General features: G+C 50.3%; 19 protein-coding genes and 3 tRNA genes. 17 read left to right on the forward strand and 5 right to left on the reverse strand.

The window, feature by feature from the left end; all coding sequences use genetic code 11:
* Positions 1 to 246 precede the first annotated feature (246 nt).
* On the forward strand, positions 247 to 1,230 hold the full coding sequence (locus tag SH580_RS17060; RefSeq protein ID WP_319832029.1) for a ParB/RepB/Spo0J family partition protein: 984 nt from the start codon (positions 247 to 249) through the stop codon (positions 1,228 to 1,230).
* Between the two features lie 46 nt (positions 1,231 to 1,276).
* On the opposite strand, the gene SH580_RS17065 is transcribed toward SH580_RS17060, so the two are convergent.
* Together SH580_RS17065 and mobF are read right to left on the reverse strand one after the other, a co-directional pair.
* Positions 1,277 to 1,615, reverse strand: a complete 339-nt coding sequence (locus SH580_RS17065) for a hypothetical protein (RefSeq protein ID WP_319832030.1) — start codon at positions 1,613 to 1,615, stop codon at positions 1,277 to 1,279.
* Positions 1,612 to 4,482 carry a MobF family relaxase gene (gene mobF, locus SH580_RS17070; RefSeq protein WP_319832031.1) on the reverse strand — a complete coding sequence of 957 codons (2,871 nt, stop codon included), beginning with the start codon at positions 4,480 to 4,482 and terminating at the stop codon, positions 1,612 to 1,614. Before mobF ends, SH580_RS17065 begins: the two co-directional genes overlap by 4 nt.
* A gap of 220 nt (positions 4,483 to 4,702) precedes the next feature.
* Between mobF and SH580_RS17075 the strand changes: the two genes are divergently transcribed.
* The 13 genes from SH580_RS17075 (at position 4,703) to SH580_RS17130 (ending at position 19,363) form a co-directional block, all read left to right on the forward strand.
* Positions 4,703 to 5,422, forward strand: a complete 720-nt coding sequence (locus tag SH580_RS17075) for a hypothetical protein (protein WP_319832032.1) — start codon at positions 4,703 to 4,705, stop codon at positions 5,420 to 5,422.
* 48 nt (positions 5,423 to 5,470) lie between these two features.
* Complete coding sequence (locus SH580_RS17080; RefSeq protein WP_319832033.1) at positions 5,471 to 7,264, forward strand: DUF2779 domain-containing protein; 1,794 nt, start codon at positions 5,471 to 5,473, stop codon at positions 7,262 to 7,264.
* Positions 7,265 to 7,552: 288 nt separating this feature from the next.
* Positions 7,553 to 7,972, forward strand: a complete 420-nt coding sequence (locus SH580_RS17085; RefSeq protein WP_319832034.1) for a hypothetical protein — start codon at positions 7,553 to 7,555, stop codon at positions 7,970 to 7,972.
* Positions 7,973 to 7,995: 23 nt separating this feature from the next.
* On the forward strand, positions 7,996 to 8,487 hold the full coding sequence (locus SH580_RS17090; RefSeq protein ID WP_319832035.1) for a hypothetical protein: 492 nt from the start codon (positions 7,996 to 7,998) through the stop codon (positions 8,485 to 8,487).
* Positions 8,480 to 9,862 (forward strand): type IV secretory system conjugative DNA transfer family protein, encoded by a 1,383-nt coding sequence (locus SH580_RS17095; RefSeq protein ID WP_319832036.1) that lies wholly within the window; start codon positions 8,480 to 8,482, stop codon positions 9,860 to 9,862. Before SH580_RS17090 ends, SH580_RS17095 begins: the two co-directional genes overlap by 8 nt.
* Before the next feature lie 375 nt (positions 9,863 to 10,237).
* Positions 10,238 to 10,783 (forward strand): hypothetical protein, encoded by a 546-nt coding sequence (locus tag SH580_RS17100; protein ID WP_319832037.1) that lies wholly within the window; start codon positions 10,238 to 10,240, stop codon positions 10,781 to 10,783.
* 308 nt (positions 10,784 to 11,091) lie between these two features.
* Positions 11,092 to 11,967 (forward strand): hypothetical protein, encoded by an 876-nt coding sequence (locus SH580_RS17105; protein ID WP_319832038.1) that lies wholly within the window; start codon positions 11,092 to 11,094, stop codon positions 11,965 to 11,967.
* Positions 11,968 to 11,984: 17 nt separating this feature from the next.
* Complete coding sequence (locus tag SH580_RS17110) at positions 11,985 to 13,124, forward strand: PcfJ domain-containing protein (protein ID WP_319832039.1); 1,140 nt, start codon at positions 11,985 to 11,987, stop codon at positions 13,122 to 13,124.
* Positions 13,108 to 14,172, forward strand: coding sequence for an AAA family ATPase (locus tag SH580_RS17115; protein WP_319832040.1), 1,065 nt, complete (start codon positions 13,108 to 13,110; stop codon positions 14,170 to 14,172). The genes SH580_RS17110 and SH580_RS17115 overlap by 17 nt, the downstream gene beginning before the upstream one ends.
* Complete coding sequence (locus SH580_RS17120; RefSeq protein WP_319832041.1) at positions 14,159 to 15,664, forward strand: JAB domain-containing protein; 1,506 nt, start codon at positions 14,159 to 14,161, stop codon at positions 15,662 to 15,664. Before SH580_RS17115 ends, SH580_RS17120 begins: the two co-directional genes overlap by 14 nt.
* A 209-nt stretch (positions 15,665 to 15,873) precedes the next feature.
* On the forward strand, positions 15,874 to 16,206 hold the full coding sequence (locus SH580_RS22235; RefSeq protein ID WP_425607104.1) for a helix-turn-helix domain-containing protein: 333 nt from the start codon (positions 15,874 to 15,876) through the stop codon (positions 16,204 to 16,206).
* Positions 16,203 to 18,338, forward strand: a complete 2,136-nt coding sequence (locus SH580_RS17125; protein WP_319832042.1) for a recombinase family protein — start codon at positions 16,203 to 16,205, stop codon at positions 18,336 to 18,338. Before SH580_RS22235 ends, SH580_RS17125 begins: the two co-directional genes overlap by 4 nt.
* A 173-nt stretch (positions 18,339 to 18,511) precedes the next feature.
* Entirely contained in the window at positions 18,512 to 19,363 is an 852-nt protein-coding gene (locus tag SH580_RS17130) for a Het-E N-terminal domain-containing protein (RefSeq protein WP_319832043.1), read from the forward strand.
* Between the two features lie 200 nt (positions 19,364 to 19,563).
* On the opposite strand, the gene SH580_RS17135 is transcribed toward SH580_RS17130, so the two are convergent.
* The 3 genes from SH580_RS17135 to SH580_RS17145 form a co-directional block, all read right to left on the reverse strand.
* Positions 19,564 to 19,654 (reverse strand) — tRNA-Ser (locus SH580_RS17135).
* A 69-nt stretch (positions 19,655 to 19,723) separates the two neighbouring features.
* Positions 19,724 to 22,810: an efflux RND transporter permease subunit gene (locus SH580_RS17140; protein WP_319832044.1), complete on the reverse strand. Its 3,087-nt coding sequence runs from the start codon at positions 22,808 to 22,810 to the stop codon at positions 19,724 to 19,726.
* Between the two features lie 12 nt (positions 22,811 to 22,822).
* The gene (locus tag SH580_RS17145) at positions 22,823 to 23,962 is read right to left on the reverse strand and encodes an efflux RND transporter periplasmic adaptor subunit (protein ID WP_319832045.1); all 1,140 of its coding nucleotides are present in this window, start codon (positions 23,960 to 23,962) and stop codon (positions 22,823 to 22,825) included.
* 164 nt (positions 23,963 to 24,126) lie between these two features.
* Between SH580_RS17145 and SH580_RS17150 the strand changes: the two genes are divergently transcribed.
* From SH580_RS17150 to SH580_RS17160, 3 genes are all read left to right on the forward strand, one after another.
* A tRNA-Phe gene (locus tag SH580_RS17150) sits at positions 24,127 to 24,202 on the forward strand.
* An 80-nt stretch (positions 24,203 to 24,282) separates the two neighbouring features.
* Positions 24,283 to 24,364, forward strand: a tRNA-Leu gene (locus SH580_RS17155).
* 280 nt (positions 24,365 to 24,644) lie between these two features.
* Positions 24,645 to 26,036 carry a hypothetical protein gene (locus SH580_RS17160; protein ID WP_319832046.1) on the forward strand — a complete coding sequence of 464 codons (1,392 nt, stop codon included), beginning with the start codon at positions 24,645 to 24,647 and terminating at the stop codon, positions 26,034 to 26,036.
* Positions 26,037 to 26,040: the final 4 nt, after the last annotated feature.

Here is a 26,040-nt window from a genome sequence, read left to right on the forward strand (position 1 = left end):
ATTACCGCGAAGTTCTCGGGGAAGACTCTTCGATGAACCGAAAGGTGGTTCGTGAATTTAGCATCTCAGGCTCCGCCTGAAACTTCAAACATTGGATTTTTGCGGCTTCGCCGCAGACATGTAGAACGTTGATAATGGCAATGATCCCAACTTTTTGCGCTGATGCATTCTACCCCGCAATCTGCGGGGTAGAATTTTTTTTGAGAAATCTCTTTCTTTGGCTATGCGCGTTCATTACGATGTAGTATGCAAGAGCCAAATATTACATTCACCATACAAACCGTCGCCGTCCGTGACATTCTGGCCGACGACTATTTTCAGCACCGGGTGTCCACTCATGACAAGAGTGTGTCGGATCTCCGCGAGAAGATTCGCTCGGGTGTCAGATTCGATAACGTTGACCTATTGGAAAAGCCTGACGGCAAATACCAGATTATCGCTGGTTTTCAGCAGACTATGGCGACCCGTCTTGAGTTGGGCGAGGATGCGACGATCCAAGCCCGAGTCTACTGCGGGCTGAGCAAGGCCGAGGCCATGCGCATTTCGGTCTTGTCCAACAAATTCAATGGCACACCGTTGAATCGGAAAGAGCGTCGTAACGCCGTGCGTTGCTTGCTCCGTGAGGATCCCCATATGACGGATGCCGAAATCCATGATCTGACGGGGGTCTCCCTGCGCACGGTGGCATACCAGCGGGGGCAAGTGCCAGGTGCGGAAACAACTGTCCGGCGCGGTCGGGACGGTAAATTCAAGTCGGCCAAGCCGAAGAAGACAATTGCTGGAAATGAAGTGGCGAAAGTGGAACCACAGCCGATTGAATCCTCGGCTAAAGAGCCTGATCGGCAACTTGTATTCGGTGGCGAGTTTCTCGAACCTAAGGCGCTTGCGCAGGACGAGAATACGCACATATCCTCGGAGAAAATCGAAATTCCGCAGTTGGATAAGGGAGATATTGGATCTGTGCCAGAGCTATCGACGCTGTCAAAAATCTGTCGTATGCAGGCGCGCGAATTGGAGCGGCGTGCAGATTTTATCGAGAAGCTCAATCATAAGTCGTTCTTCACGGAGGCTGAATTGGAACTAATCCGCTATGTGGCGGAGGACGCTGAGGCTCTGGAGTCTGTGGACTCTCCGCATTGGGATGAACGCTCGGAGCAGCTCAAAGCGGTTTGTATCTTCATCAGCGGATTGCTCGCCACTGACAACGAAGAGCTTCAGGTGGTCTCGTGAAATTGCCGATTGGTGAGCGCGCTGAAATCCAAATTCAACCCAAGTGTTATTCTCCTGTTTCAGGGCGGATAATGTTGATTTTGAGAATGCCGCCACGGTTGGGCGACAGATCCGAGGCTTCAATCTCGTTGAGTTCTGCGGCGTGGTGTTGAGTGATTTCGTGGTAGATGCCCACTATCCCGCGCCCTCCAAGTTGAACAGTGGTGAATCCAAAATTGAGGGTGATCCAATCGCCTGCGTCGGACTCAATATAGCTGCTCTCTAGCAGGTAGGCATAAGCGAAGGACTGCCGCTGTTGATTCTTATAGATTAGAGTGAGCATCGGGCTACGTCCGGTGCGGTCGTGGCGTTTTTCTGATTTTATGTGTTCGTTTTCTGTGTTCATAGGTCAATATCGATTGATGTTTTTGGGTTGGTCTCTAAGGAAAGAGAGGGGGCTGCGGATTGTGTGGGCTCAGGTCTAGGTGATTCTGGAGCTGTTCTTTTTGTTGGGGCTGCCAGTGACTTGCCGAAATTATCCAACCACTGATGGGAATAACGTGAGACCTTCTGAATATTGCTCGGATTCTGCCTGCGTAATCTCGCCTGAACATCCCAATCGTAGTCATGTGTTGATTTACGTGAGCAGGAGCGGCTGATAGCCTGTTTTAACTCGCTTATATCATCGGTGAAGATACGGAGTCGCTCCCGGCCACGGCTGCATGAAACGTAAAATTGCTCAAGGCTGGCCGCGGGAAAACTCATGGCAGATTCGGCTATGTAAACATCATCCACGGTGCGTCCTTGGCTCGAATGGGATGTTACGCAGTAACCGTGGTCGATGTGCATGAAGTCCACGGGAAGGATCTTGCCACCTTTTAAGCGAATGTCGCCATTGGCTGCGATCTCTTCGACTTCGTCGATTGTCCCGTTCAGGATCCGACTGCCATCGCGGGCCTTTCCGCTTTTTTTGATTTGGATTTTGTCGCCTCGCATCAGGAAGAGCCCCTTTTCTTCGTAGAGATTGAATTTTTCGGACTTGGTTAAATCCAGAGGAAAGTGCTCGCCCTTGTGGTTCTCGACCCAAACTGTTTTTCCTTCGACTTTGACTACCTTCGCGCGCTTGCCAATGGGTAGTTGTCGGTTGCCCATGTCGGCGTGGGGTTCAACGACTTGTCCGGGCTGGTAATTGAACGCTCGGGACAGTTCGGCGGGATTGTATTGCAGACTTTTTAGTCTCTGATAATCCGTAGATATACCCGTGAGGGTATTTTTCTTAATCATATAGCGCCTGATGTACTTGGTGACTTCCGCCGCCTCGCGATTGGTGGGGGAGACCACCAGTGCCGTGCGCCCTTGGAGCTGGGAGCTTATATATTGGACGGCTAATTCTTTGGGTCGATCCACGTCGGTGATTTCCTGAATGGAGTCCAAGATATCTAGCTTCTCGAACGCTTCGTCGATTTCGCCGTTGGCTAGATGTTTAACTGCATCATTATAAGTAGGGTCTTTTTGGCGGAAGATTTGATCCAATTGCGCGGGGCGCAGGCCACCATGGGTTTCGAGGATTCGGAGTGCATCGCCGCGCTCCACGCCCGAGTGCTGTCCTGTGTCGCCCGTCAGGATGAGGCGGCAGTTTTGTCGCCTTGCGATGCTGGCTAGTTTTGCCATTTGCTTGGAACTGAGAAGGCCGGCTTCGTCGATCCAGAGCACACAGTCTTGCGCCTCTGCCTGTAGGGCTTCGTTGACAAGAAATTGCTGGATCGTTTCAGAACCTTTGAAGCCCTCGCTTCGCAAGACTTCGACAGCACCGTGACTCGGAGCAAATGGTTTTACGGTTTTTCCTGATTGTTCGATGGCTTTGACGATCCGCTGCATCATGGTCGTCTTGCCAGTGCCCGCTTTTCCTCGAATTCCCATTACTTGATCATGTGATGTTAACACATGCCTGTAGGCGAGCGTCTGCTGGTCGGACAGCCCCTGTGCGAGTGACATGTCAGGCTTGTTCGCGAAAGCTTCACACCGCGTCCGTCCTTCGCGGGCGAACTTGATAAAGTAGCGCTCTTCTTCCCGCACCTGTTTGGTGGTGCACCAGGTGCGACCATCTTCGTCGTAGGTGAGCAAATCGGATTCTTTGGAGATTCGCTCGATCGTCTCGAAATGTGCATCGCCGTAGGAGGCCTTTATCGCTTCGGCTATGAGCTGACGTTTGTCCATTACCGATTTCGTTGCGAAGTGCTTGTTCTTTGCGTAATTAAAGCCCTCCTGCGCGAAATGCTGCGAATCGCTTTCGAGGTCGTATTGTCTGATTAAGGACTCCTGAATTCTTGCGCTGTGGTGGCATTTTTGGACGGCTACAAATTCTTCGGGCGTCAGCCGTTTTCGCCAGATTTCCTTTAACTCCAACTCGCTTAATTTTTCGGTATCCTTTTTCAACTTTCGAGTCCGCTTTCCAAGTCGTGCGGCCTGTCTTCCCGATAGCTTTTTACCGAGCAGTTCTTCCTCCCCCTTGCGTGCCCGTTTAATGTCTTGGGAGCGTTGAGAAAATTTATCGATTACCTCACGGGGAATGCCCGCGATTTCCCATCCGTCGCCAGTTTGCTGAATTTGATAGCCAAGCTTTTGCAGGCGGCGAATGAGCCGGTTGTGCATACACTCTTGAAAGTAGTTGGCATCGCGTTTGATGTCGCCGAGTTGAGCCGCTTTCCAGCGCTTTTCAATCGGGTCGAAAGTTACATTAAATACGACCCCGTGACAGTGCAGGTGAGGGTCTGGCAAAACGCGCCCGTCACGCTCGGTCGGGCGGGAATTTTTATGCGTAAATTGTGCGCACAATAAATTGCCCGTCGAACGGTTGATGTCTTTGCCCTTTATGCGTACGCGAGTGAGAGCGTCTTTTTCGATTTGTTTAAGCGTGTCGGCGAAGGCCCCTTCCAGTGCTAGTTGTATGCGATGGTCACCCGTGAGGGCGTGCATTACTGAGACGCTTTTCGGTGGGCCATAACAAAGGTCGTAGCCAACCCGCCGTTTCTTGTTTTTGCGGACTGTCAAAGGCTCTCCTGTGGCGGGATTGATGTGGTCGCAAAGCGCCGCGAAATCCTCCCGCTTGACGATTCCCTTGAGCCCCATCATTTCGGCCACTTTACCGCTCCAGATGCCTGGCTTGTCTTTCGAGCCCGAATAGTAGTCCGCACGGTTACCCGCAAAGTAATATTCCTTTGCAGCCTCTGCGGATTCTATGGGAGTGATGTCGAACATTGGCTTTGCTCTCATTATACTGAAAACGCAGTGAGGAATGCAACTCGTGTGGATGGCCGATATTTAGCGAGTTTCGGCATGCTGTGGTCGGCTTCGCCTCCAATTGGAATAGATTACTTAGACCCCTCCCCTTAAGCTTCGCTAAGGTTGACGGGGTGCATTCCTTAGCCTTCGGCGGGTAAGTTGACGGGGGAAGCCATTTTGGGTTATAATTAAGGCATCACCACTAGATACCATGCCACGCAAACTAGGAATTTTTAAACGCTTTCAGACCGAGATACTGGATCTGCTTTCAGGGGGCATCGGTTACACCGAAATCGCCGCAATCTTGAATGAAAAGCACGGAGTAAAAACCACCAAGCAGAATCTCGAAAAGTCGCATAAACGGCACCTCAAAGAAGAGTCTAAAACGGCACCTAAGAAGGTAAAGAAAAAGACTGATAAAATAAGGGTAATCAAGTCCCCTGAAATACGCCTGAATAACCTGACTGAAGAGGAGCGAGCAAGTCTATGGCAAGGGGCAGGAAATTTGCTGCAAACCTATGCTTACCGTAGGCGTGTAGGAGATATAAAAATGAGCCTTGAGGCTTTACTCGATTGCGAGTGTGCATCGGAACGTTTTTCTGCATCTCAGATGTATCAGATCCGGTCTTGGAGCAAGGTGCTTTTCGCCATCCATCCAGAGACCGCGTTGGCTACTTTCGAAGACTGTTTTAGGCAAGATTTCGAGAAGTATCGAAAGGCTGTGATGAAGTCTCTGGAGGTAGTCAAGGATGAGCAGCTTTATAATGTCCATGAGTCCCTAGAAATACCCTTTTCTGAGGCTGTAAACTACCTGTTTGATTCGGAAACTATAGGCGGCGAAACGATCACTCTTAATGATCAATTCGAAACAGCTGTTCGCGCATTGAGAGCAGGCAAAAGTTTAGACGACATGGATGAGGAAAACAGCTAGCCATCAACCAGTCTTTATCGTCGCGAGCATGCCTTGAACTTAAAATTCATGGCTAAAAAACACCTAACTAAATCAGACTACAAGCGCTGGCAGTTTTGCCCCACATCGGCCTTTCACGGATGGCGAAAGTGCCCCTCTAAAAGTGAGGGCGACGGCTTTCTAAAATACCTAGCGAAGGAGGGCAAGGGTGTCGGTCAACTAGCACAGCGTCTATTCGCCGATGGGCGTTTGATTGATGAATCCAATTCGGAGACTGCAAGCAGTATCACACGGAGTGCTCTGAAGTCTGATTCGATGACTTTGTTTGAGGCCTGTATCATCCACGGTGAATTCCTCTCTCGACCCGACGTTTTGATACGTAAAGGCGATACACTTTACGTGATCGAGGTGAAGAGTAAGATCGGCAAGCTACGCTGGCATCAGGAGGGCAAGATGCTCATTAACATGTATGGTGATGTGCGTGCGGGGTACCGAGAGATTGTTCACGATTTGGCCTTCCAAACTGTGATCCTGCAACGAGCGTTTTCGCAGTATACCGTGGTGCCGTATTTTCTGTTGCCGGAGGAAACAACTCAGGCCTGTGAGGAGGAGGTCGCTATATCAAAAACGACTCTGGAGTCTTGTATGGAGAACTCTGGCGAATGCTCAGTTAAGCAGCGCCGCAAGCACTCGATTCTAAAATTCTTTGATGCTACCGAAGCGATCCATAAAATTGTCGAAGAGGTTTCGCAGTCAATGGATTCAATGGCTGCGGCGTGGCATTCAGGCCAGCGACCAGAACCCACGTTGAAATACCGTTGTCGAAACTGCGACTTTAGGCTCAAGGACGGACGCAACCAGGACGATGGTTTTCATCAATGCTGGGGGGCACTGGCCGACCCCGACCCGCATCTGTTTTCTCTATATCAGCTCTACAGTCTGAAACAGGCCGAAAATAAACAGGCGCTGTTGGCGGATCAAAAAATCACAGAGGGTAAAACATCACTCTTCGATGTTTCCGATACAGAATTGCACGGTGAACATCAGAACCGGCAACGCATCCAGTTGAGGTGTCAGCGCACCGGAAAAGAGTGGATAGATCCGCACTTGGGCGAAGCAATTAACCATCTAGATTGGCCGATTGCCTTCGTGGACTTCGAGACGATTTTGATGACCGTGCCGTGGTATGCGGATACTCGACCAGGACAGGTGCTTCCGTTTCAATTTTCAGCTCATATACTCCACCGCGATGGACACATCGTACACCGCGAATGGCTCAATGTGAGAGATGAAATTCCGACGCTGAAATTCATACGGCAACTCAAGTCTGCCTTAAAAGGTGTGGGCAGTGTTTTGGTCTATACGGATTACGAAAACCGCATTCTAAAGGAGGCATTTGAATTTCTGGGACGGTATGGGCAGGAAGCAAAGGGGGAACGCGCTTGGATCCATGAACTGCTACATTCTGGACGAATCATTGACCAGCATCAATGGGTCTATGATTGGTATTGTCATCCTGACATGAACAGGACGAGTATCAAAGTGGTCCTCCCCGCAGTGTGGCAGAACAATCAAAGCCTTCACTGCCATCCGTATTTTAAGAGATACTATAATTCGAAGGACGGACAAATTGTCGATCCGTACAAAACCCTGCCTGACGCCACGATTGATGGTCAGCCCTTCCCGGTGCGTGAAGGTACAGGTGCCATGCAAGGATACCGTGAATTCATAAAGGGAAAGGGGGCCTGTTGCCCTGAAGCCCGGGAGGCACTCGCTGCTTTGCTCACAAATTATGTCACCCTCGATACGGCAAGTCAGTGGATCATTTTCGAGCATTGGCGATTACGCTTGAACTTAATCTAACTCGAAGGAACAGCGTTTAAGATCGATACTCAATAAAATTGAAGATTTCCGTCAGCGCATTCTTAGCAAGTTCCTAAAATCGTGGTATGCTACGGTCTTTCTCCTCTTAGACTGTGCTAGTTGATTTGGGATCACTAGAAGTCGGTTGACTCAAGCCTGAGTCGCTTCGATGTGAGCACACGTAAAAATGAAGAGGGATGGTAGCGCCCAACTCGTCTCTATCCACCTTGGAACTAAAAAATTAACAGTAAAAATGCTGTTTCTTGAAACAAAAAAATAGATCCAATTATGCCTAAAAAATACACTCCTAACGTATCGCGCCAAGTCGCGCGACAAATTAAACGCAACCGCGCACGCAATATTCCTCGCCTGAACTCTCTTAAAGAGTGCATCGGCTGCATGGTCTGTGGGAAGGATGACATTCCCGGTGAAGATCTGGACGGTCACCACATCGACGAAACTAGAAAATACAATAGTCTGTCGAAGCTGTGCAGTCGGCGTTGGCTGCGTGTTGTAAGCGAAATATTTGGCATTAATAGAGATCAGCCGCACGGCGGAGGACCGATCGAATTCGTGTGTCGTCGCTACCACCATGAGAGACACGAACTCGGCGAGCAGGATGCCATGACCTGCGTCGAGCTCGAAAAGAAAGGTTTTATCGAACCGTGGAAGGCTCCCTCCCGAAAACCTAAAAATAACAAACGTTAAAATTAACCTAAAATATCAAAATTATGAAACAAATCATTCTACACACATTCACCAAAGCTGAAGTTGAGGCACTCGACTTTAAGCGTTTCGACGCGCTTTTCGGACATTGGCCTCAGCTGTGGAACCACGAACTGAGGGATAAATTCGACTCATTGGTTTTTATGGTCGATGGCTATAACGATCGTACTGAGGAAATTTATTGTATTCCCGAAGTGCGTCGATTCTACCGAGAGTTGCACAGACGCTGGCCATGGTGGACGTTTTTCCTCTGTAACGAGAACGCGAGTATGGCGGTTGCCTACCTTTGTCTGATAGATGAAGTCGGCACCTACAAGCGAGATACTAATCCTATGTGTGCGGCCAGCTTCGACCCGCGCCTCATTTTGGAAATTTTGCATCACGATTTCGGGCGCATGAATTATCTTTGGTCAATCGCTAGAATGTCAGATGAGGCCAATGATCAGCGATCCGATGACATTCTCAAACTTTTCAAAGGAGGTGTCAGCCATGAATGACCCACTCATTAATCTTAAATGCTTCGAACCTGCAGGATCAACATTGGACTTTTCTGAGGATGATTTGCTGGGGCATACCCTAGCCATCGGCGGGTCAGGTTCGGGTAAGACCTCACGCTTGATTCACCCGATCATATCGCAATTGGTTCAGGTTGGCGGTGCTAAAGTCGGTATGTGTATATTGGATACGAAGGCTGACGGCTCTATGGAAGCTGCGGTCAGGCGTGCTTGCTTCGAAGCCGAGCGTGAAGACGATTTAGTGGTTATTAATGGCGAGGGAAATGCTCATCTAAATATCTTCAATGATATGGAGAATGGCGGCCTTGAATCGATTGATCGACTGACCTCGCTGCTGGGATCACTCATACCACGCGACGAACGAAACAAGTATTGGGAAAATACCTTTGAGGCATTGATTCGGCAAACTTTGCGGTTAATCCATCTTTCGGAAAATATTCAGTGGGATTACAATACGCTTGTGAAACAATTAATCCGTTATCTTTTGCTTCATCAGCTCAGAGACATTGAGTATGTTAAAGAAATCGACGCGTTGAAAGATCAGCGCGATGATCACGATCCGAGCATCCAGTTGATTGTCGACGAAGTCGTCGCTACTCACAAAATGTGGGACACGCTGGATCACCGAACTCGATCCATACTCCAGAGTATGGCGGCCACACTCGCGGGCCCGATGAACAGCGAGACGGCGTTTCGGTATTTCGATGGAGGCGCTCCCATCGATATATCCACTGCTGTGAATGAACAGAAGATCGTTTTGATCAGCATAGATGGTATCCGACATCCTGAATGTTCACGATTGCTCAGCCGCTTTGCAAAAGGCTTGTTCTATGAAGCGATCTTGGAGCAAGAAACTCACCGGACTGGTGAGCCCATCGCGGGATTAATCCTCGACGACTGGCCGATTTGTGTCACTGCGGGAACTGGCAACCGGTATTCTGATATTGATGCCTTGGCAATGATCCGCTCAAGAGGCGGGTTTGTCGTAGCAGCCACACAGAGTCTCGCGGCCTTGGATGTCTCGATTGGTAAGCCCTCGCGAGATGCCGCCTTGGCCAATTTCGCCAATCTGGTCTTTTTCCGTGGCAGAGACCCCGAGGTTGATGCGATGGCTGCTGCGTATCTGGGGATGAAAACCGAAGTGCTCACTGACACCACGATCTACGAAGGCCAATCTCCCACTATAAGGCGTCATCTACCATCTAAGTTTCTCAGGCAAATCCGAACGCCCGCTGTGCCACCAGGTGCCATTGCACGACTCGCCACTGGTGATGCCTATGCCATCGTTGGATCCAGCATTTACAACGAAGCGCTAAGTCTAGTCCCACTAAAACAGAACCAAAATATCCCATGGTGAGAAGAATTAGGAGAAAGTAATAATCTATATGAAAAATGAAAACATAAGCTTCTGGTGTCTGCTAATACTATGCACTGCGGCATCACTGATACCTGTATATCCTCCGATTCTACTGCTCTGGCTTTGTGTCGCATTGATTTGGTTTCAGCGATATGGGCCATCTTGGTATCTCCATGATTTTGATACTAATGAAGATCATATCTTTATCATAGATCTAGTCATCTGTCTGCCACTAGTCGCGGTCATGATGCTCGGCGTTTTTCTGGAAGAGATTTACAGGAAACCAAAATGAAAGATTTCCCGTTCGGCCTGAGGCAGGCTCAAGCCATCAGCCTTATGTCGCTAAAGAACAACATACAAAACGAATCAAATAACATGAACAAACCATCAAAAAACTATCAGTCCGACGAAGAAACTGCGCACTATGTCGCACTCAATCAGATGAGCGAAGAAGATCTCAAACAAGGAAACCTTGCCTGTACTGACTACCTGATCGAATACCAGCGCGAGCTGGGCATCCCAGAATACGCCCCGCCAAATTCGCTTTCGATAGTTTTGGATTCATTACCCACAATAGGCAGTTCGCCGACGATTAATCAGCAAATGGTTGAGCTTTATCACGCCAGCGGATTGGAAGTCCCCACAGGATTGTTCGATTTGCCACTTTACTGGGCAAAGCCATTTTATGAGCTCATGCGCGAGACGCACTGGCCCGCTTATCAGAATTGCACGATCAAAGATGTGTTTGGATGGAATTTAGTTCTGCGCTTTGGTGGTTACCTGCATATTCAATTTGAGAGCCCACTACCTCACAAGGACTCGCATTGGCCTGAAGTCGGCGAGTTCATCGTTGAATTACACCGTCGTATGGAGCCGGGCCCTCACACCCCTGAAGGCCGGCTTTGTGAATTTTTGGTCTAATTGGTTGAATCAATGCTATGGAGCCCTGTCGAGCAATCGGCGGGGCTCTTTTGTGTCTGCACACCGCAAACATAAAAAGTATGTATCCAAAACTACTTGAAAACGGTGTCCTGCAATATGATTACGAAAATTACCAAGCATGGCCTAACCTTAAGCCGCTCGGCTCAAAACGAATTGGTGGACTCTGGCGGGCCCATTTCCTGCAGGACGCGCTATGCAACGATGATCTAAGCTGCGCGGCGTGGCGCGCGCCGATACCGCCAGTGATTTTAAAGCTTTTGCAACGATTTACCGAGTGTCACGTTGAGTTGGCTGAAATGGCGCAGGCCATGCCTGAATATTTCCTATCCTCGGCGGCAAGGAATCCAGCCATGACCTTGCTGGCCGCGACTTATTGGTGTTATCGGCAAACCCAAAAAAATCCCTCAATTACGGAGCGCATCAGCATGTGGGGGACTCTCGATTTAGATCAGTTGCTTAGCTTTGCTCGCTTTCCGAATTCAAAAAGTTTCATCAAAACTCTTTCTAAGATACCGATCGAGCATGCCTACACCTATCAAATTCAAAGCCTAAGAGAGCTCTGGGCAATTTCCTCGAAACGACGTTTGTTGCAACACTTGCCAACTATCACTGGCGAGAACTTTTGGCTGCTGACTTGTTTTCCACCCATCCTAGACCCTGCGATTCATCGACTTGCCGCAATAGAGCCGCAGTTTGAAGAGTATTCAATTCGGGAGATTGTCAGCGAACTCGCCAACAGGCGCGAAATGGCCTGCCTGCAACACTGGCCATACCGAAATTGTCTCCATTCGTGGCCGCAACTACTGAGGGCGTATAACAAATTTCTACATAAAACGAACCATGTCCTAGAAACCTTTGCTCAGCCACCAATTGATGGCGTTGAAGATGAAGGCTTTGAGATTATGCCGCTTAAAAGTCGCACGGCCTTGCGACGTGAGGCCACGGAAATGTCGAACTGCATTGAATCATTTGCGGTTCAAATAGGGTTATCAGAAAATTACGCATACAAGCTTATACTTCCTGAGCGTGCCACCGTTTTGATCAAGTGTGACCGCAGGCAGTGGCGGATCGAGGAAGCGATGATTGTGGCGAACGCGCGAGCAGTGAGACCCGAAACTATGAAGCTCCTGCGCAATTGGATCCGAAATTACTGCCAAAACTAAAATTTGCGAAAGCAATTATGAAAACAAATACAAAATATCAATACCTCTCCGACGCTTCTATCCGCGTCGACAACCTCACGCTACGGCCCTGGCCTGATTTTACTGTGATCGGCGATAATACCGAAGCAGCCAATCAAATAGTTACTGAGTTGCTAGAATCCAAGGATACCTTCGCCCTATTGTGGCGTGGTAAAATCCCTAATCAAGTCTTACAAATGATACACAAGTATCCGCGCTGCTTGTGGCGCGACATGCTTGAAGTCTCTCAGCTACACCCAGATTATTTCACGCAGTGGAGCCAGCACTGCCCGGCACTGATCGCTTTGATGGCGGTTCACGAGGCTGAACGTCAAACTGATCGCGACCTCGACCGTATCCGTGCGTTTTACCGTGGACGCAATGAGCGTCTAAAGATGCTCGGTCTTCCTGCCACGCGGGAGGTTTTCCGAATTTTGTCCAAGGTACCCGTTGAAGATTGTTATCCGCGCCAACTCGAACAACTTCAAGCGGCCGTTCAAGACAAAGCGCGTCGAAGACTTTTGCGTCATTTGAATACGATTACGACCGAGACCTTGGACACCCTTCAATTGCCACTCGAATATCTGGATACAAATCTCCTCAATCTGCGAATCAACGACATTACGCCGCCACTCGACCTTTCAGTTTCGGCTCTAGTAGAAGAAATTGCGCATTATCGTCATGTCACTCGCAAGCTTCCATACTGGCCATTCCAAGGACAGCAGGTTTCGCTTCGAAAACTGCTTCAAACCAAAGAGTCGTTGGAACTACGTTTAGCTTTGGGCGAAGACTGTAAACGCAAGCGACTCCCCAAGCCGCCACTGGCCACAATAAAATCGAGTAAAGTTGAAATCCAAGCACTGACCTCTGTGCGAGCACTTTGGCGTGAAGGCGATGAAATGGGAAATTGTGTAATGACCTACGCCAAATCGATTCTCTCGGGTATTCATTATGCCTACAAAATGCTGTCACCTCAGCGAGCTACCATTCTTTTAGTTAAACGTGAGGAGAATTGGTACCCTGTAGAGGTTCGCACCTACAAAAACGAGTATGCAGGTGCTAGAGCCGTCGATTTGGTGCACGCATGGACGGGAACTATCCCCACAGAAAAGGAGGTTTCAGATGACTTCCCTTTCTAATGATTTCAAACGTAAGATAATCGCACCAATTGAAGCTTTATTCCAGGAAGCACTCGAAGGAGCTAACCCTCCAATCGTGGCAGGAGGACGGAATTATCAGCCGCCGCCAGCGTTCGACGCTGTGGGGGCGGACTTGCTTGAAGCTGGCTCACCAGATCTAGAATCGCAAGCTGTGCAGTCAAAAAATGGTCAAGTCAATGAGATCGCTCTCGAAGAGGCACTTTATGCAATCAATGGGCTGATTGGCTTACAGTCTGCTAAGCGATCCATCCGTCGTTTGGCAGACTTCGCCCAGATTGAGTCCCAACGTCGTCGTTTGAAATTGCCGCAATCGAGAGTCAGTTTTCATTGCGTCTTTTCAGGGTCACCCGGGACGGGGAAGACCTCGTTCGCTCGATTATTGGGCAAAATCTTGAAAGCTCTGGGACTTCTGGAGAGCGGACATACCGTCGAAGTTGACAAGTCAGGACTCGTCGGCGAGTTCCTTGGGCAAACGCCGATAAAGGTTGAGCGCGTATTCGATGACGCCGACGGTGGCGTGCTCTTTATCGACGAAGCCTATTCGCTGAGCCATGACAAAGAAGATCTCTACGGTCGTGAGGCGATTGACACCATCGTTAAGCTGATGGAGGATCGGCGCGACAGTGTGGTCGTCATTGTCGCTGGCTACTCGCAGGAAATGCGGAACTTCATCGCTTCAAATCCAGGGCTACGTTCCAGATTTAACCGCACTATTCGTTTTGACGATTTTGACGAGATCGAATTACTCGCCATCCAGAAACAGATGCTCCGCAGTTGTGGGTTTGACGCCAGCGACGGCTTCATGCTGCGAAGTGAACTGCTTTGGCAAAAGCTGTATCGAGAGCGTCTGACGGGAGATGCCAACGCCAGAATGGTTCGCAGTGCGCTAGAGATAGTTCTCGAAAATCAGGCGGGACGCTTGATGCGCATGCCCAAGAAAGAACGCCATGAACTCTGCGAACTAGAGCCAGAAGATCTAGACGGCGTAGAATCACAACTGAGGGAGAGCCAACATGACCGAGCGTAGAAAGATCCACCGCAATAGTCAGTCCGATTGGATGGATTCGCTACCACCCATTCTACTGGATCGTATCCGACTCTGTTCCTTTGAACGGCAAGTGCCACCTGAGATTCCACTCATGGTGGCTTTGGCCGCCATCGCAACGAGTGCAGGCCCAGGTATCGAAATCGCTTCTGGAATTCGGCGAACTACCCGAGCCAACCTCTTCGTTCTACTGGGCGTGAGTTCAGGTGTTGGTAAAAGTGAAGTCTTTCGCGACATGCTGGAGCCAGTTCTTTCATTTGAGGCCGCCCTGCACCAATGGTGGGCGGAAATTCCTGCCGTGAAAGCACGCGCAGGCGAAGAGCTACTAAAAGCGCGTGTCTCTGGCATGAGAACCGAAATTCGTAAGCTACATACCGGTCGAGTCATGCAGATCTTCAACATGCTGGAGAAAGCCGAACGCGCTCGCTCAGCCTGCGGCGCTTATCGTGAACCGCCCTGTCTCTTGGCTGACGACTCGACTTCGGAAGCTCTCGCGCAGATCATGTCTAGATCAAAAGAGAGCATCTCAACAGTCTCGGCGGATGCGCGGTATCTGTTGAAGCGACTTGGTACTCCCGATACGAAAGAAGAATCCTTCTTTTTAAAAGGCTACAGCGGAGACCTTGCCCTTACCAATCGCGTCTCCAGAAATTCTGTCAGACTACGTCGACCGTGCCTAACCACGCTCTTGCTGACGCAAGGCGATGCCTACAGGACTTTCGTGCAAAAGGCCGTGCTCAATCGCTCCGGTTTACTCCCTCGTTTCCTGCATGCGCCCATTAAGCAATCCGAAAATCCCCATCCTCCAGTCGATGGCAGGCGAATCGCCAGTATCCGCAGCAGTTACAGTGAAAAGTTAAAGGAAATATTGGAGGCTTATCGTTTTGAAGCCAGCGCAACATTGGTGGAGCCTTCTTCTTCGGCCCAAAACTTCATTTCAAAAATAGAAGAGGAGTGTCGTGAAACTGCGAAAACAGACGAAAGCCTGTATGGCGAAGTTCTTCGACGGCGAGCCGAGCAAACTTGGCGTGTGGGACTCTGCCTCCACCTCGCACGACATGGTAACGCTGCCGCCTTGCATTCGTTAGAGCTGAACGACGCCGAATCGGCGGCTCAAATCATCAAATACATGGAGGGAGCCTTCGATGAAGACCCCACCGTCGAGTGGTTTTACGTAATTCTGTTAAATCGAAGAAACATGCCCATCGGCAGAGCATTAGTCAGTCGCGGGAGTGCAACCTCCACGGTCGTGCACGCCCGTGAGGTTTTCAAGCCCGCCATTCTAGCGAGCGCCACAGGTATCATTTGCATCCACAACCACCCCAGCGGACACACTGCGCCGAGCCGTGCGGATATTCAAGTTACCCGAAAACTACGCGAAGCCGCTCAAATCATCGGTATCGACCTTGTGGATCATATGATCTTAGGCTATAGCACAGATTACTATAGCTTTAGCGAATCGGGATTCATTTAAGAATATACAAAGTGAATTCGGATTTTCCCAAGCTCAGTAGATTAAAGCACAATTCCTTCCCAATCAAAGGCCGACCTAATGGAGGTGGAATCATCGCTAAAATGCGGTGACTCCACCTCAGAATCGTAAATTAGTGCTTTTTTCGAGTTGAAATAAAAAAACACTCAAATCTAAGTTTCTAAAATTTTCGATCTGGGTATAACCTTAATGTGAGGGCTTCGGCATACATTAAGGAGAATCAACGGATAGAGCGTATTGGCCAACTTTTGGCCAAAGCGCTCGTCTTGTCATCCTGCGCACCCCCTGAACTAGTCGCCACTCAGGTTGAAGATTGTTCAAGCCAGACTGCCCCCATCCTGACTCTCTTTGATCAGCACAAGGTCTTGGGTATGTCGGAGATCATGGATCTCGCGGACATGAGTCGTACTACCGCCCATCGTCGCCTCCGTGAACTCGTTAAAGCAGGTAAGCTTATTCCGCAAGGTAAGGGGCGAGCTACGCGGTATCACTTGCCCAAACCCCTGATAACTAAAAAATCGTGAAAAAGTTATCAAAATACAAACAAGCGTTAAGGACAATCGTTCGAGTTATTATCTACTTGCGTGTCAGCACCGAGGATCAGGCGCGTCGTGAGGATAATTCGATGGGAACGCAGGAAGTATTCTGCGAGCGCTTGATTGCACTTAATGAGGGCAAAGGCTGGATGAAAATCAGGGTGATCAAGGATGCCGGTTATTCAGCCAAGAATCTCAAGCGTCCTGGCATTCAACAGATCATCGAAGCAATCAACGCTGACGAGGTGGACGTCGTAGTTATCTACAAGCTGGATCGTTTAACTCGCTCAATGCGTGATCTCTACAAGCTCTGGGAAATTATGGAACTCCATGGAGTCGATTTTGCTTCCGCTACTGAAAGTTTCAACAGCAGTACCCCTGATGGTCGTGCCGCTCTGAATCAACGCATGACTTTCGCTCAGTGGGAGCGAGAGATGACATCTCTGCGTCTAAAGGATAAGTATACAGAGGAGGCTAGAATGGGCCGTTGGCATCGAAGCATGGTTCCATTCGGATATGAGTCTGACACTTCAAATCATACTTTGAACATAAATCCCGCGGAGGCGAAAATTGTAAAGGTCATGTATCAACTGGCTGCCGCTGGTAAGGGGTTGAAAGAGATTGCCGATCACGTCAATGCACTGGGATCCACATCGAAAAAACGCATTTTCAACAAGGGCCGCGACAATGAGCGCGAAGTTGGTGGTCGCAAGTGGACGGTAAAAAGCGTCCGTAATCTAATCGAAAATCTAAAATACAAAGCCGCCACGCGTGACAATGTTGGCAATGAGTACCCCGCGCTTTGGGAGGCTATTGTTACTGATAAGTTGTGGGGACAGGCGAATCGTGCTCTGGAGAATCGACGAGAGCAAGTGGGACGTCCACAAGCATCGCTAAATAAGCACGAACTTGTGCTCAAAGGGCTAATTGGGTGTGGTCACTGTGGCTGCGCATTATCACCCAGAGCAGGAGGACGCAAGTTGCCGGACGGCTCCCAGCGTGCCTATTATTGTTGTCAAAATGTCATCGACTTTGGCAAGAACTCATCGTGTCAGCTACGCAATCTGCCTGGTGCCGATTTTGATCAATTTCTTGTTCGTACTATCGGAGCTTTCGCTCAGCATCCTAAAGTAATCAAAGCCACGCTCCGGGCTGCGCTGGAAGAGAAAAAGAAATCCGTACGTCCGCTGCGCAGTCAACTGCGCGAGGTGACGCAACATCTGACAGAATTGAATCAAGAAATTAAGAACCTGCTGAATTTGGCTCGAAAAGGTCGCGGAGCCTTTTCCAATGAACTCTATTCTGAAGCGGATGAACTCACGGCGGAGAAGCAGGCTGTCACCTCGCAGCGCGAACAGATTAAAGCACAAATCCGCTACAAAGAGCAAATCGTGTCTAACGAAGAAGTTGTCGCGAAAGCGTTGAGCAATTTTTCAAAAGTATTCTACACGTTGACGTTTACTGAACGAGAAGAATTGATTGGTTTGCTTGTCAAGTCACTTAAAGTTTCACGCCTGGATCCAACGAGCAACCAATTGCCATGCCAAGTTAACGCCGAAAATGTGGGGCGTGCGGCCAAATACTATCGAGTTGAGATTGAGTTTTTTATCCAAAGTGTCTTCGGAAGCCTTCCTGAGCAGGCTGGAAACCCCGATTTGGGCTCATCCGGCTACGATCAGGTATCTATACGAACCCGAATGCACTCCACCTTTGTAATTGGTCTGATCGGTCAGGACTGGAAAACAGGAGCCTTCCTCGTGCATCCTTTTCAGTTGGAGAAACAGTCTCAGATGATTTCGCGAAAATTGCCCAATTTCCGGATTCGTCGTAATCGTCACCTCCTCGAAACCGCGATTGACTGGATGTCCATCCTCACCGAGCGTAAATATCTGACCCCTCAAGATATAGCCCAGCAAGTGGAACTGACACCGAGACGTATAAGGCAAATACTCGATCTGACATGCTTACAGGGGGGGATTCAGGAATTTGTTTTGAATCTGCCTCCAAAGAAAGCTTCGAAATTGCTTTCCGAGAGAACTCTCAGGCCACTTTGTCGACTCACACGCGAAGAACAGTGGGCGCGTTTTGAAGTGATTCTGAAGATTCAAGGTTTGGCTTAAATGAGTCTCCTGTAATTAACCTCAAATTTATCAGGGAAGGGTATATCAACTTATATTCGAATCAGGACTGATATGGCTAGCAAGCGTTGTTTCTAGAATCGTACTGCGTTGACGGTGCCTTTTTCGTCTGCCCTAATCTGGTTATAATTAGATTTTTTAGCAACTTTTAGATTATGGACTGGGAAACAGCACTCACTACAATTGTATCCGCTTCAGCTTTTCTAAAAAAGCCGATTGAAAATGCTTTTACAAAGGCGGTTCTTGATGGCTACGGAGCCTTGCGTCGTTATGTTGAGAAGCGCTTCGAGAAGGAATACGACGTGATCGATGCGCTTGGCAAGGTTGAGGCTAAGCCAGAGTCTCAGGCTCGGCAGCAAGTATTGCTAGAAGAGCTTCAGCCTCATGATGTAGCATCTGACCCTGAACTCATTAGCCTTTTGAAGATGCTGGAGAAGCTATTGGAACAAGCTGGAGCGCCGACAGAGCGTCATGTGAATATCACTCAATCAGGATCTCGGAATCGACTTAATTACGCAGAGGGGGATATCAATGTGGTCGAAAATAAGATATTGCGCCCAAATGTGCAGCCAAACGAAACTCATATTACAGAAGATCAAGCCACGCAGATTAATGAGAAGATCGTTGAGATCTCCAAAATCGACGAGAAGGCGGGCAAGGGTAGCTCCTATCAGGAATTGTATGGTGTGATGAGAAAAATGTTTAGGTGCACGAGTTATAAGATGCTTCCTGTCGAAAGGTTTGATGATGTTGTAAATTGGCTGAATCAAGAAGCAGGGAAGCGTACACGGTCACTGCGGCGTTCGAACAATGATGAATGGAGGACACAAAAGTATCGTGTGATTCATGCCGCCAGAAAAACTCTAGAATGGAGTGATTCTGAGGTGAAGGAATTTGCCGCAAACGAGTTTGGCTTGAAAGCAGTACCAAAGTCATTGAAAGAGCTAAAAGAGCGCCAATTAGACAAGCTTGCGGAGAAACTGCGTTACCGCTCACGACGCAAATAGTGAATGGTTGCCCCAGCTAGCTGGTTCCCCTGAAAAAGCAATATGCTACTTCGCAGGCGAGCCAAAGATCCCGTGAAAGGCGGAATTACGAACACTCCGGAACCAATTCTATGTTGATTGCTCGATGCAACTTGTTGGCTTTCAGTGAGTAAGGTTCAATTTGAACCTTTTGGTTCCGATCGTTCGTAATTAGGTGAAAATGGCGGAGAAGGCGGGATTCGAACCCGCGGAACCCTTTTGAGGTTCACTTCTTTAGCAAAGAAGCGCTTTCGGCCACTCAGCCACTTCTCCTTACCAGACCGAGGAGACAATCTCCCCGCTGGCAGAGTTCAACCCTAAATTTCGATAATATTCAATTTTTTATGCGGTCGCGGATTTGGGCTGTCCCTGACGGTCTTTGGCGATCAACATATAGATGCTGGGCAGGAAGAGTAGGGTGAGCACACTACCGATGGCCATGCCGCCTACGACGACGAGTCCAATGGAGTTGCGGGCTTCGGCACCGGCACCTGTCACGAGCACGAGTGGGAAGTGACCGGCCACGGTCGCGACGGAGGTCATCAGCACGGGGCGTAGGCGCACCTTGGCGGCCTCGGTGATGGCTTCGAGTTTGGATTTACCTTCGCGTTGCAATTCGTTGGCAAATTCGACAATCAAAATGCCGTTCTTGGCGACCAGACCAATCAAAGTGACTAGTCCGACTTGTGAGTAAATGTTGAGTGTTGTGGTCATGCCATTGGTCCAGAAGGGCACGCCGGGCGCATTAATCTGCATGGATGTGAAAATCAGCGCACCAAACATAGCTAAGGGTCCTGAGCCTAGTAAGATAATGAAGGGGTCGCGGAAGCTGTTGAATTGAGCGGCCAAGACTAGAAAGATCAATAGTAGTGCGAGTCCGAACGCGGGCAGGAAGGTGTTGCCTTCTTTGCGCAGCTGGCGGGCTTCGCCGGAGTAATCGTAGCGGTAGCCTTCGGGCATGAGTGCGTCGGCTTCTTTTTCCAAGAAGCTGAGTGCTTCGTCCAGTGGGCGTATGGCGATGCCGCTCAGCTTGACAGCGTTGAATTGCTGGAAGCGATTGAGTGAGCGGGGCTGGGCGCTGTAATCCAGATCGGCTACGGTGCTCAGTGGAATGAGTTCTCCTTGGCCGCCGGTGATGTAGATGTCTTGCAATTGGTCGGGGTTGAGGCGGGCCTCGCGTTCGATTTGCGGGATCACCTTATAGCTGCGGCCACCGATATTGAATCGATTCACATAGCCGCCGCCGACCATGGCGCCGAGGTCGGCACCGACCTGCCGTAGGTCGAGCCCCAGCGCGCTGACCATGTCGCGATTCACGGAGAAGCGTGCTTGTGGCTGGTCGATCTTGGTGTCGATGATGGGCGGAAAAGCGAACATGCCGCTCATGGTGGCCTTTTGCTGTAGTTGCTGGGCCACTTCCAGAATCTGTTCGGGCTCTGCGGTGGAGAGCAGCAGGAAGTTCATTGGGAAGTTTTCTGCGCCACCGGGCAGTGGGTCGGGTGTGGTGGCAAAGAGGTTCACGCCGGCGATGCTGCCGAGGCTTTGTTGCACTTCAGGCAAGACTTCGAAGGCGTTGCGCTCACGCTCTGTCCAGGGGGCGAGCACCATGCCGCTGAAACCACCTGCTGGGGTGGTGAGCTGGAAGGAGTGCCGCGTTTCGGGCATCGAAAAGAAGATCTCATTAACGCGCTCGGTGTAGCGCAGGTTTTCATCGATTACCTGATTGGCGGGCGCATCCACGATACCGAAGATGACACCTTGGTCCTCCTTGGGCGCGAGTTCCTTGGAGGAGAATATAAACATCGGCACGCAGAATAGGGTGAGCGCGAGCCAGGCTCCGTAGATGACCCAGCGATTTTGTAGGGAAACGGTCAATACAGCACCATAAACGGAGCGGATGCGTTCAAAGCCGCTGTTGATCAGCTTGGCCAGTCCTTTGTGTTCGCCGGAAGTAATGACCTTCGAGCACAGCATGGGGCTGAGTGTCAGCGCCACCACGGAGGAGACGATCACCGCACCCGATAGTGTGAGTGCGAATTCCTGAAAGAGCGAGCCGGTGAGTCCGCCTTGGAAGGCCACTGGCAGATACACGGCGACCAGAACTAGCGTGGTGGCGATGACGGGGCCGATGAGTTCGCGCACGCCTTGCAGCGCAGCGTTGATCGGGTTCATGCCTTCTTCCAGGTGACGTTCGATGTTTTCCACCACGATGATGGCGTCGTCCACCACGAGCCCGACTGACAGCACTATGGCCAGCAGGGTCAGCAGGTTGATGGTGAAGCCGAATACTTGCATGAGAAAGACGCCTCCGATCAAAGAAATTGGGATGGCCAGCACCGGCACCAGCACCGTGCGTATGCGCCCCATGAAAAGGAAGATGACCACCATCACGATGATCAAAGTCTCTGTCAGGGTCGAGATGACCTCGCTAATCGACTCTTCGATATAAACAGTAGAGTCGTAGCCGATCTTCGCTTCCAGGCCGGTTGGCAATTCCGCGCGGATCGAGTCCAGCTCATTTCTGACTTCACGGATCACGTCGACCGTGTTGGCATTGGGCAGCACTTGGATGCCCATGAAGACTGCTTGTTGGCCGGAAAAGCGAACCTCAGTTTCGTAATCTTCACCGCCCAGTTCGACTTCGGCGATGTCGCGTAAGCGGACGATGTCGGTGCCTTTGTTTAGAATGGTCAGTTGCTCGAAGTCTTCGACTGTATTGAGGTCGGTATCGGTGGTCAGATTGACGCGCACCAGGTTGCCCTTGGTTTGCCCGACTGCCGCGAGATAATTATTGGCGGCGAGTGCGGTGCGCACTTGAGTGGCGGTCACGCCGAGCGCAGCCATGCGCTGCGGATCCAACCAGATGCGCATGGCAAAGGTGCGGCCACCGAGGATTTCGGCTTCTTGCACACCTGTGACGGCGGAGAGTCGCGGTTGCACCACTCGCACCAGGTAGTCGGTGATTTCGTTGGCTTTCAGGATGTTTGATGTGAAGGAGAGGTAGGCTGCCGCGCGCGCACTGTTGGCCGATTCGATGTTAATGATCGGTACCTCCGCTTCTGGAGGAAGATCGCCGCGCACTTGGTCTACCTTGGAACTAACTTCCGCCAAGGCTTTGGTGGAGTCGTAGTTAAGCTCCAAGCGTACTGTAATCGTGGAGAGGCCCTGTGCACTGGAAGAGCTGATGTAGTCGATGCCGTCTGCCGTCGCGATGGCGCGTTCCAAGGGTGTAGTTATGAAGCCGCGCACGAGGTCCGCATCGGCACCTACGTAGACAGTCGATACCGTGATCGACGCGTTCTCGCTCTCCGGGTATTGGCGCACCGTGAGCGTGCTAATCGCCTGCAAGCCTGCGATGATTATAATCAGCGAGACCACCAGCGAGAGCACGGGGCGCTTAATAAAAATGTCTGTAAATGCAGTCTGCATGGCAAAGAAACGTTACGAGTTGTCGACGGCTGGAGCCAGTTGCGCTTGAGGCTCGAGATCGTTGTTGATCGTGATCGCCGCGCCGTTGCGTAGCTTGAAGGCACCCGAAGATACGATGCGTTCATCGGCTGTCACTCCGTCTAGCACACTCACAAAGTCACCGCGTGAGCGGCCGATGCGGATAAACTTCTGTTTGACGATTAAGCGCTCACCGCTGCCGTCTTCATTTTGTTGAGATTCGACTACATAGACAGAGTTGCCATAAGGCGCGTAGAGTATTGCAGTTGACGGAATCAGCAGCACCTCCTCAGTCTGTTCGGAGACCAGTTCGATGTTGACGAAAAGGCCACTGCGCAAGAGCGATTCAGGATTGTCGATGGTGCCTTGGAGCGCCACAGAGCGGGTGCTGGGATCGATCACCGGACTGATCGCTGTAAGCTGGCCGACAAATGTTTGCTCCGGATAGGCATCGCTGGTGACATCCAGCTTCATGCCGGTATTGATTTTAGATAAGGTCTTTTGTGGCAAAGAGAAGTTCACGTATACTTGCTCGTCCGCTTCTAGGCTGACGATGGGCGAGCCCGTTGGCACGTATTGCCCTAAGTTGATTTGGCGAATGCCGACACGGCCATCAAAAGGGGCGACAATTGTCTTACGGTCGATGAGTGCTTTCAGGTTTTGGATTTCCGCTTGTGCACGTTCCATGTCCGCCGCCGCGCGATCGAGGTCGGACTGCGGCACATTGCCGCTCTGGCGTAAACGAGTCGCGCGCTCAAACTCTGTTTGAGTGAGTTGCACGGTGGCTTCAGCCGCGCGTAGCTGTGCTTTCTCCACATCGATATCGAGTTGCACCAGCAGATCGCCCGCTTTCACTTCTTGACCATTCTCGAAATTGATTGAGTCAACGACGCCCGCGCTTTCGGTTTCGATTAAGATGCCACGCACCGGTTCAATCGAGCCGACGGATTTATATCGAGTCTCCCATGTGTCTGTGCGTGGTGTCGTGACTGATACCGTGCTGGGAGGAGGCCCCCCGTTTTTGCCCGCCTCGGCCATCGCACTAAACTGCCCGAGTTTAGTGATGACCAATCCCGCGAGGATTGCGCCGACGCCCACAATGATGGCGATTATAAATATAATTTTCTTACCCATACTCTTAGAAATTTAAATTATCAGGCACTCACGTAGCGGTGCGGGCCTATACAGAATGCAAAATTGGAGAAGACAAACACTTGTTCGAAAATAAATGAAAAAAAGTGAAAAACTCAGTTGACGAGTTCAAAAAAGGCTCCCTTAATCCCGCCTTTCTCAACAGTGGCCGGATAGCTCAGTCGGTAGAGCAGAGGACTGAAAATCCTTGTGTCCCCAGTTCGATTCTGGGTCCGGCCACCATTGAGAGAATATTAAGTCGCCTCGCTTAATTGAGCGGCGACTTTTTAATTTTCAGCTCAAACCTCGTTTGAGTTCCATCTGCTCGGGTGGTGAAATTGGCAGACACGCCAGATTTAGGTTCTGGTGCCGTAAGGCGTGAGGGTTCAAGTCCCTCCCCGAGTAGTTTGATTGAAGCGCTCCGATTCTTTGGAGCGTTTTTTTTTGCACCCAATCCTCGTCGCAATGCTAATTGCGATATACCGGGGGTGCCAGGATGCGGGGGGCTACGATCTGTCTTGTTGCTGGGAATAAAGTGATGGTGTCGGGGTCTAGTCTGCGATAATACTCTATTTGATCTGTTTATAATTATGTTGAAAGTAAATCGTGGTCCTATGTCCGTCGCTGCGCCGAGTTGGCTGGGTGTTTTGGAGGCTAAGCTGCTTGGCGAGCAGGTTCCTATATTATGAATGCGGAGCATACGATCGCGCTGTGGCTTTTGGCCTTGGTCTATATGGGGATCATTTGGTGGAAAGCTCCTAAACAGGTCAGCGCGTCTGGCTTCTTTAAGGGGAAGCATGCAGATGGTAAAGATCCCTCCTTTGGCTTACTGATCGCGAGTGCGGCGATTTCTTGGATCTTTGCTAAATCGATCGTCAACGCGGCCGACCTTTCGCAGGCCTTTGGCTTCTGGGGCGGTGTGGGCTATGGCGTCTATTACTTGAGCTTTGTGGTCGCAGGTATTGCGTTTTATCTGATTCGTACCCGCACTGCCTATACATCTTTGCCTGCTTTTTTACGCGGTAAATATGGCTTAGTAGGCATGCGCCTGTTTTTGTTGGCGGTGGGAATTCGGCTCTATAACGAAATTTGGTCCAACACCAAGGTGGTCGGCAGCTTTTTTGGTCCGGAAGGAGGGAGTCAATATTGGCTGGCGGTGCTGGTTTTTACGGTCTTTACCGTGATCTATACTTGGCGCGGCGGCCTGCGCTCCAGCCTGCTGACCGATGCATTTCAAATGGTGTTCGCTGGGCTGTTACTGGCGATCACGCTCTTTGTGATTTCACCGCCTCTGATTCGGGAATGGCCACCGGCGACACCGGATATGACAGGCTCGGCTTTGACCTTTGCTTTGTTAGCTTTCTTGCAGATCTTTAGCTATCCCTTTCACGATCCGGTCATGACGGATCGCGCCTTTATTACGAGTCCGCGGACGATGTTGAAGGGCTTCATTGCCGCAGGACTGCTGAGTGGCGCTTTTATCGTGTTGTTCAGTTTGGTCGGACTCTACGCTCGTTTGCAAGGAGAGGGCAGTGGGCCCGCCGTTTTGAGTGTTTCGGCTGCGCTGGGCTTGCCGATGTTGCTGATTTTTAATGTGATGATGCTGACCAGTGCGGGCTCCACTTTAGACTCCACTTTTTCCAGTGCGGGCAAGCTCAGTATTTTGGACTGGAAGTCGCGCCAAGCGATCGCGCCGAACAGTGTTCGACGAGCGCGCGGGGTCATCGTAGCGCTGGCGATTTTGGGTAATTTGCCACTACTTACAATTTACATGGGCGATCAAATTGGCCCTGCGGTGATTGCAGCCACGACCATTAGCGGCACCATGGTGATGGGCTTGGCACCGATCATTTTGCTCAGTTTTCTACCTACCAGTGCTTTGAATTTTCATTTAGCCTTTTGGCCGGGCTTGATTCTTGGCGGCCTGCTTGCTTTTACGCCCAGTCTTTTTCCTGCATGGGCGGCGGTGGGCTCTGGTAAATATGCCTTGGCCACGGGTGTGAACCTCTATGGTTTAGGGCTCTGTACTTTTGGCTTTTTTATGGGTAGTTTATATACGTACGCGCAGGGTCGTTGACATG

Origin of the sequence: Coraliomargarita algicola (assembly GCF_033878955.1) — a bacterium.
GTDB classification, from domain to species: domain Bacteria; phylum Verrucomicrobiota; class Verrucomicrobiia; order Opitutales; family Coraliomargaritaceae; genus Thalassobacterium; species Thalassobacterium algicola.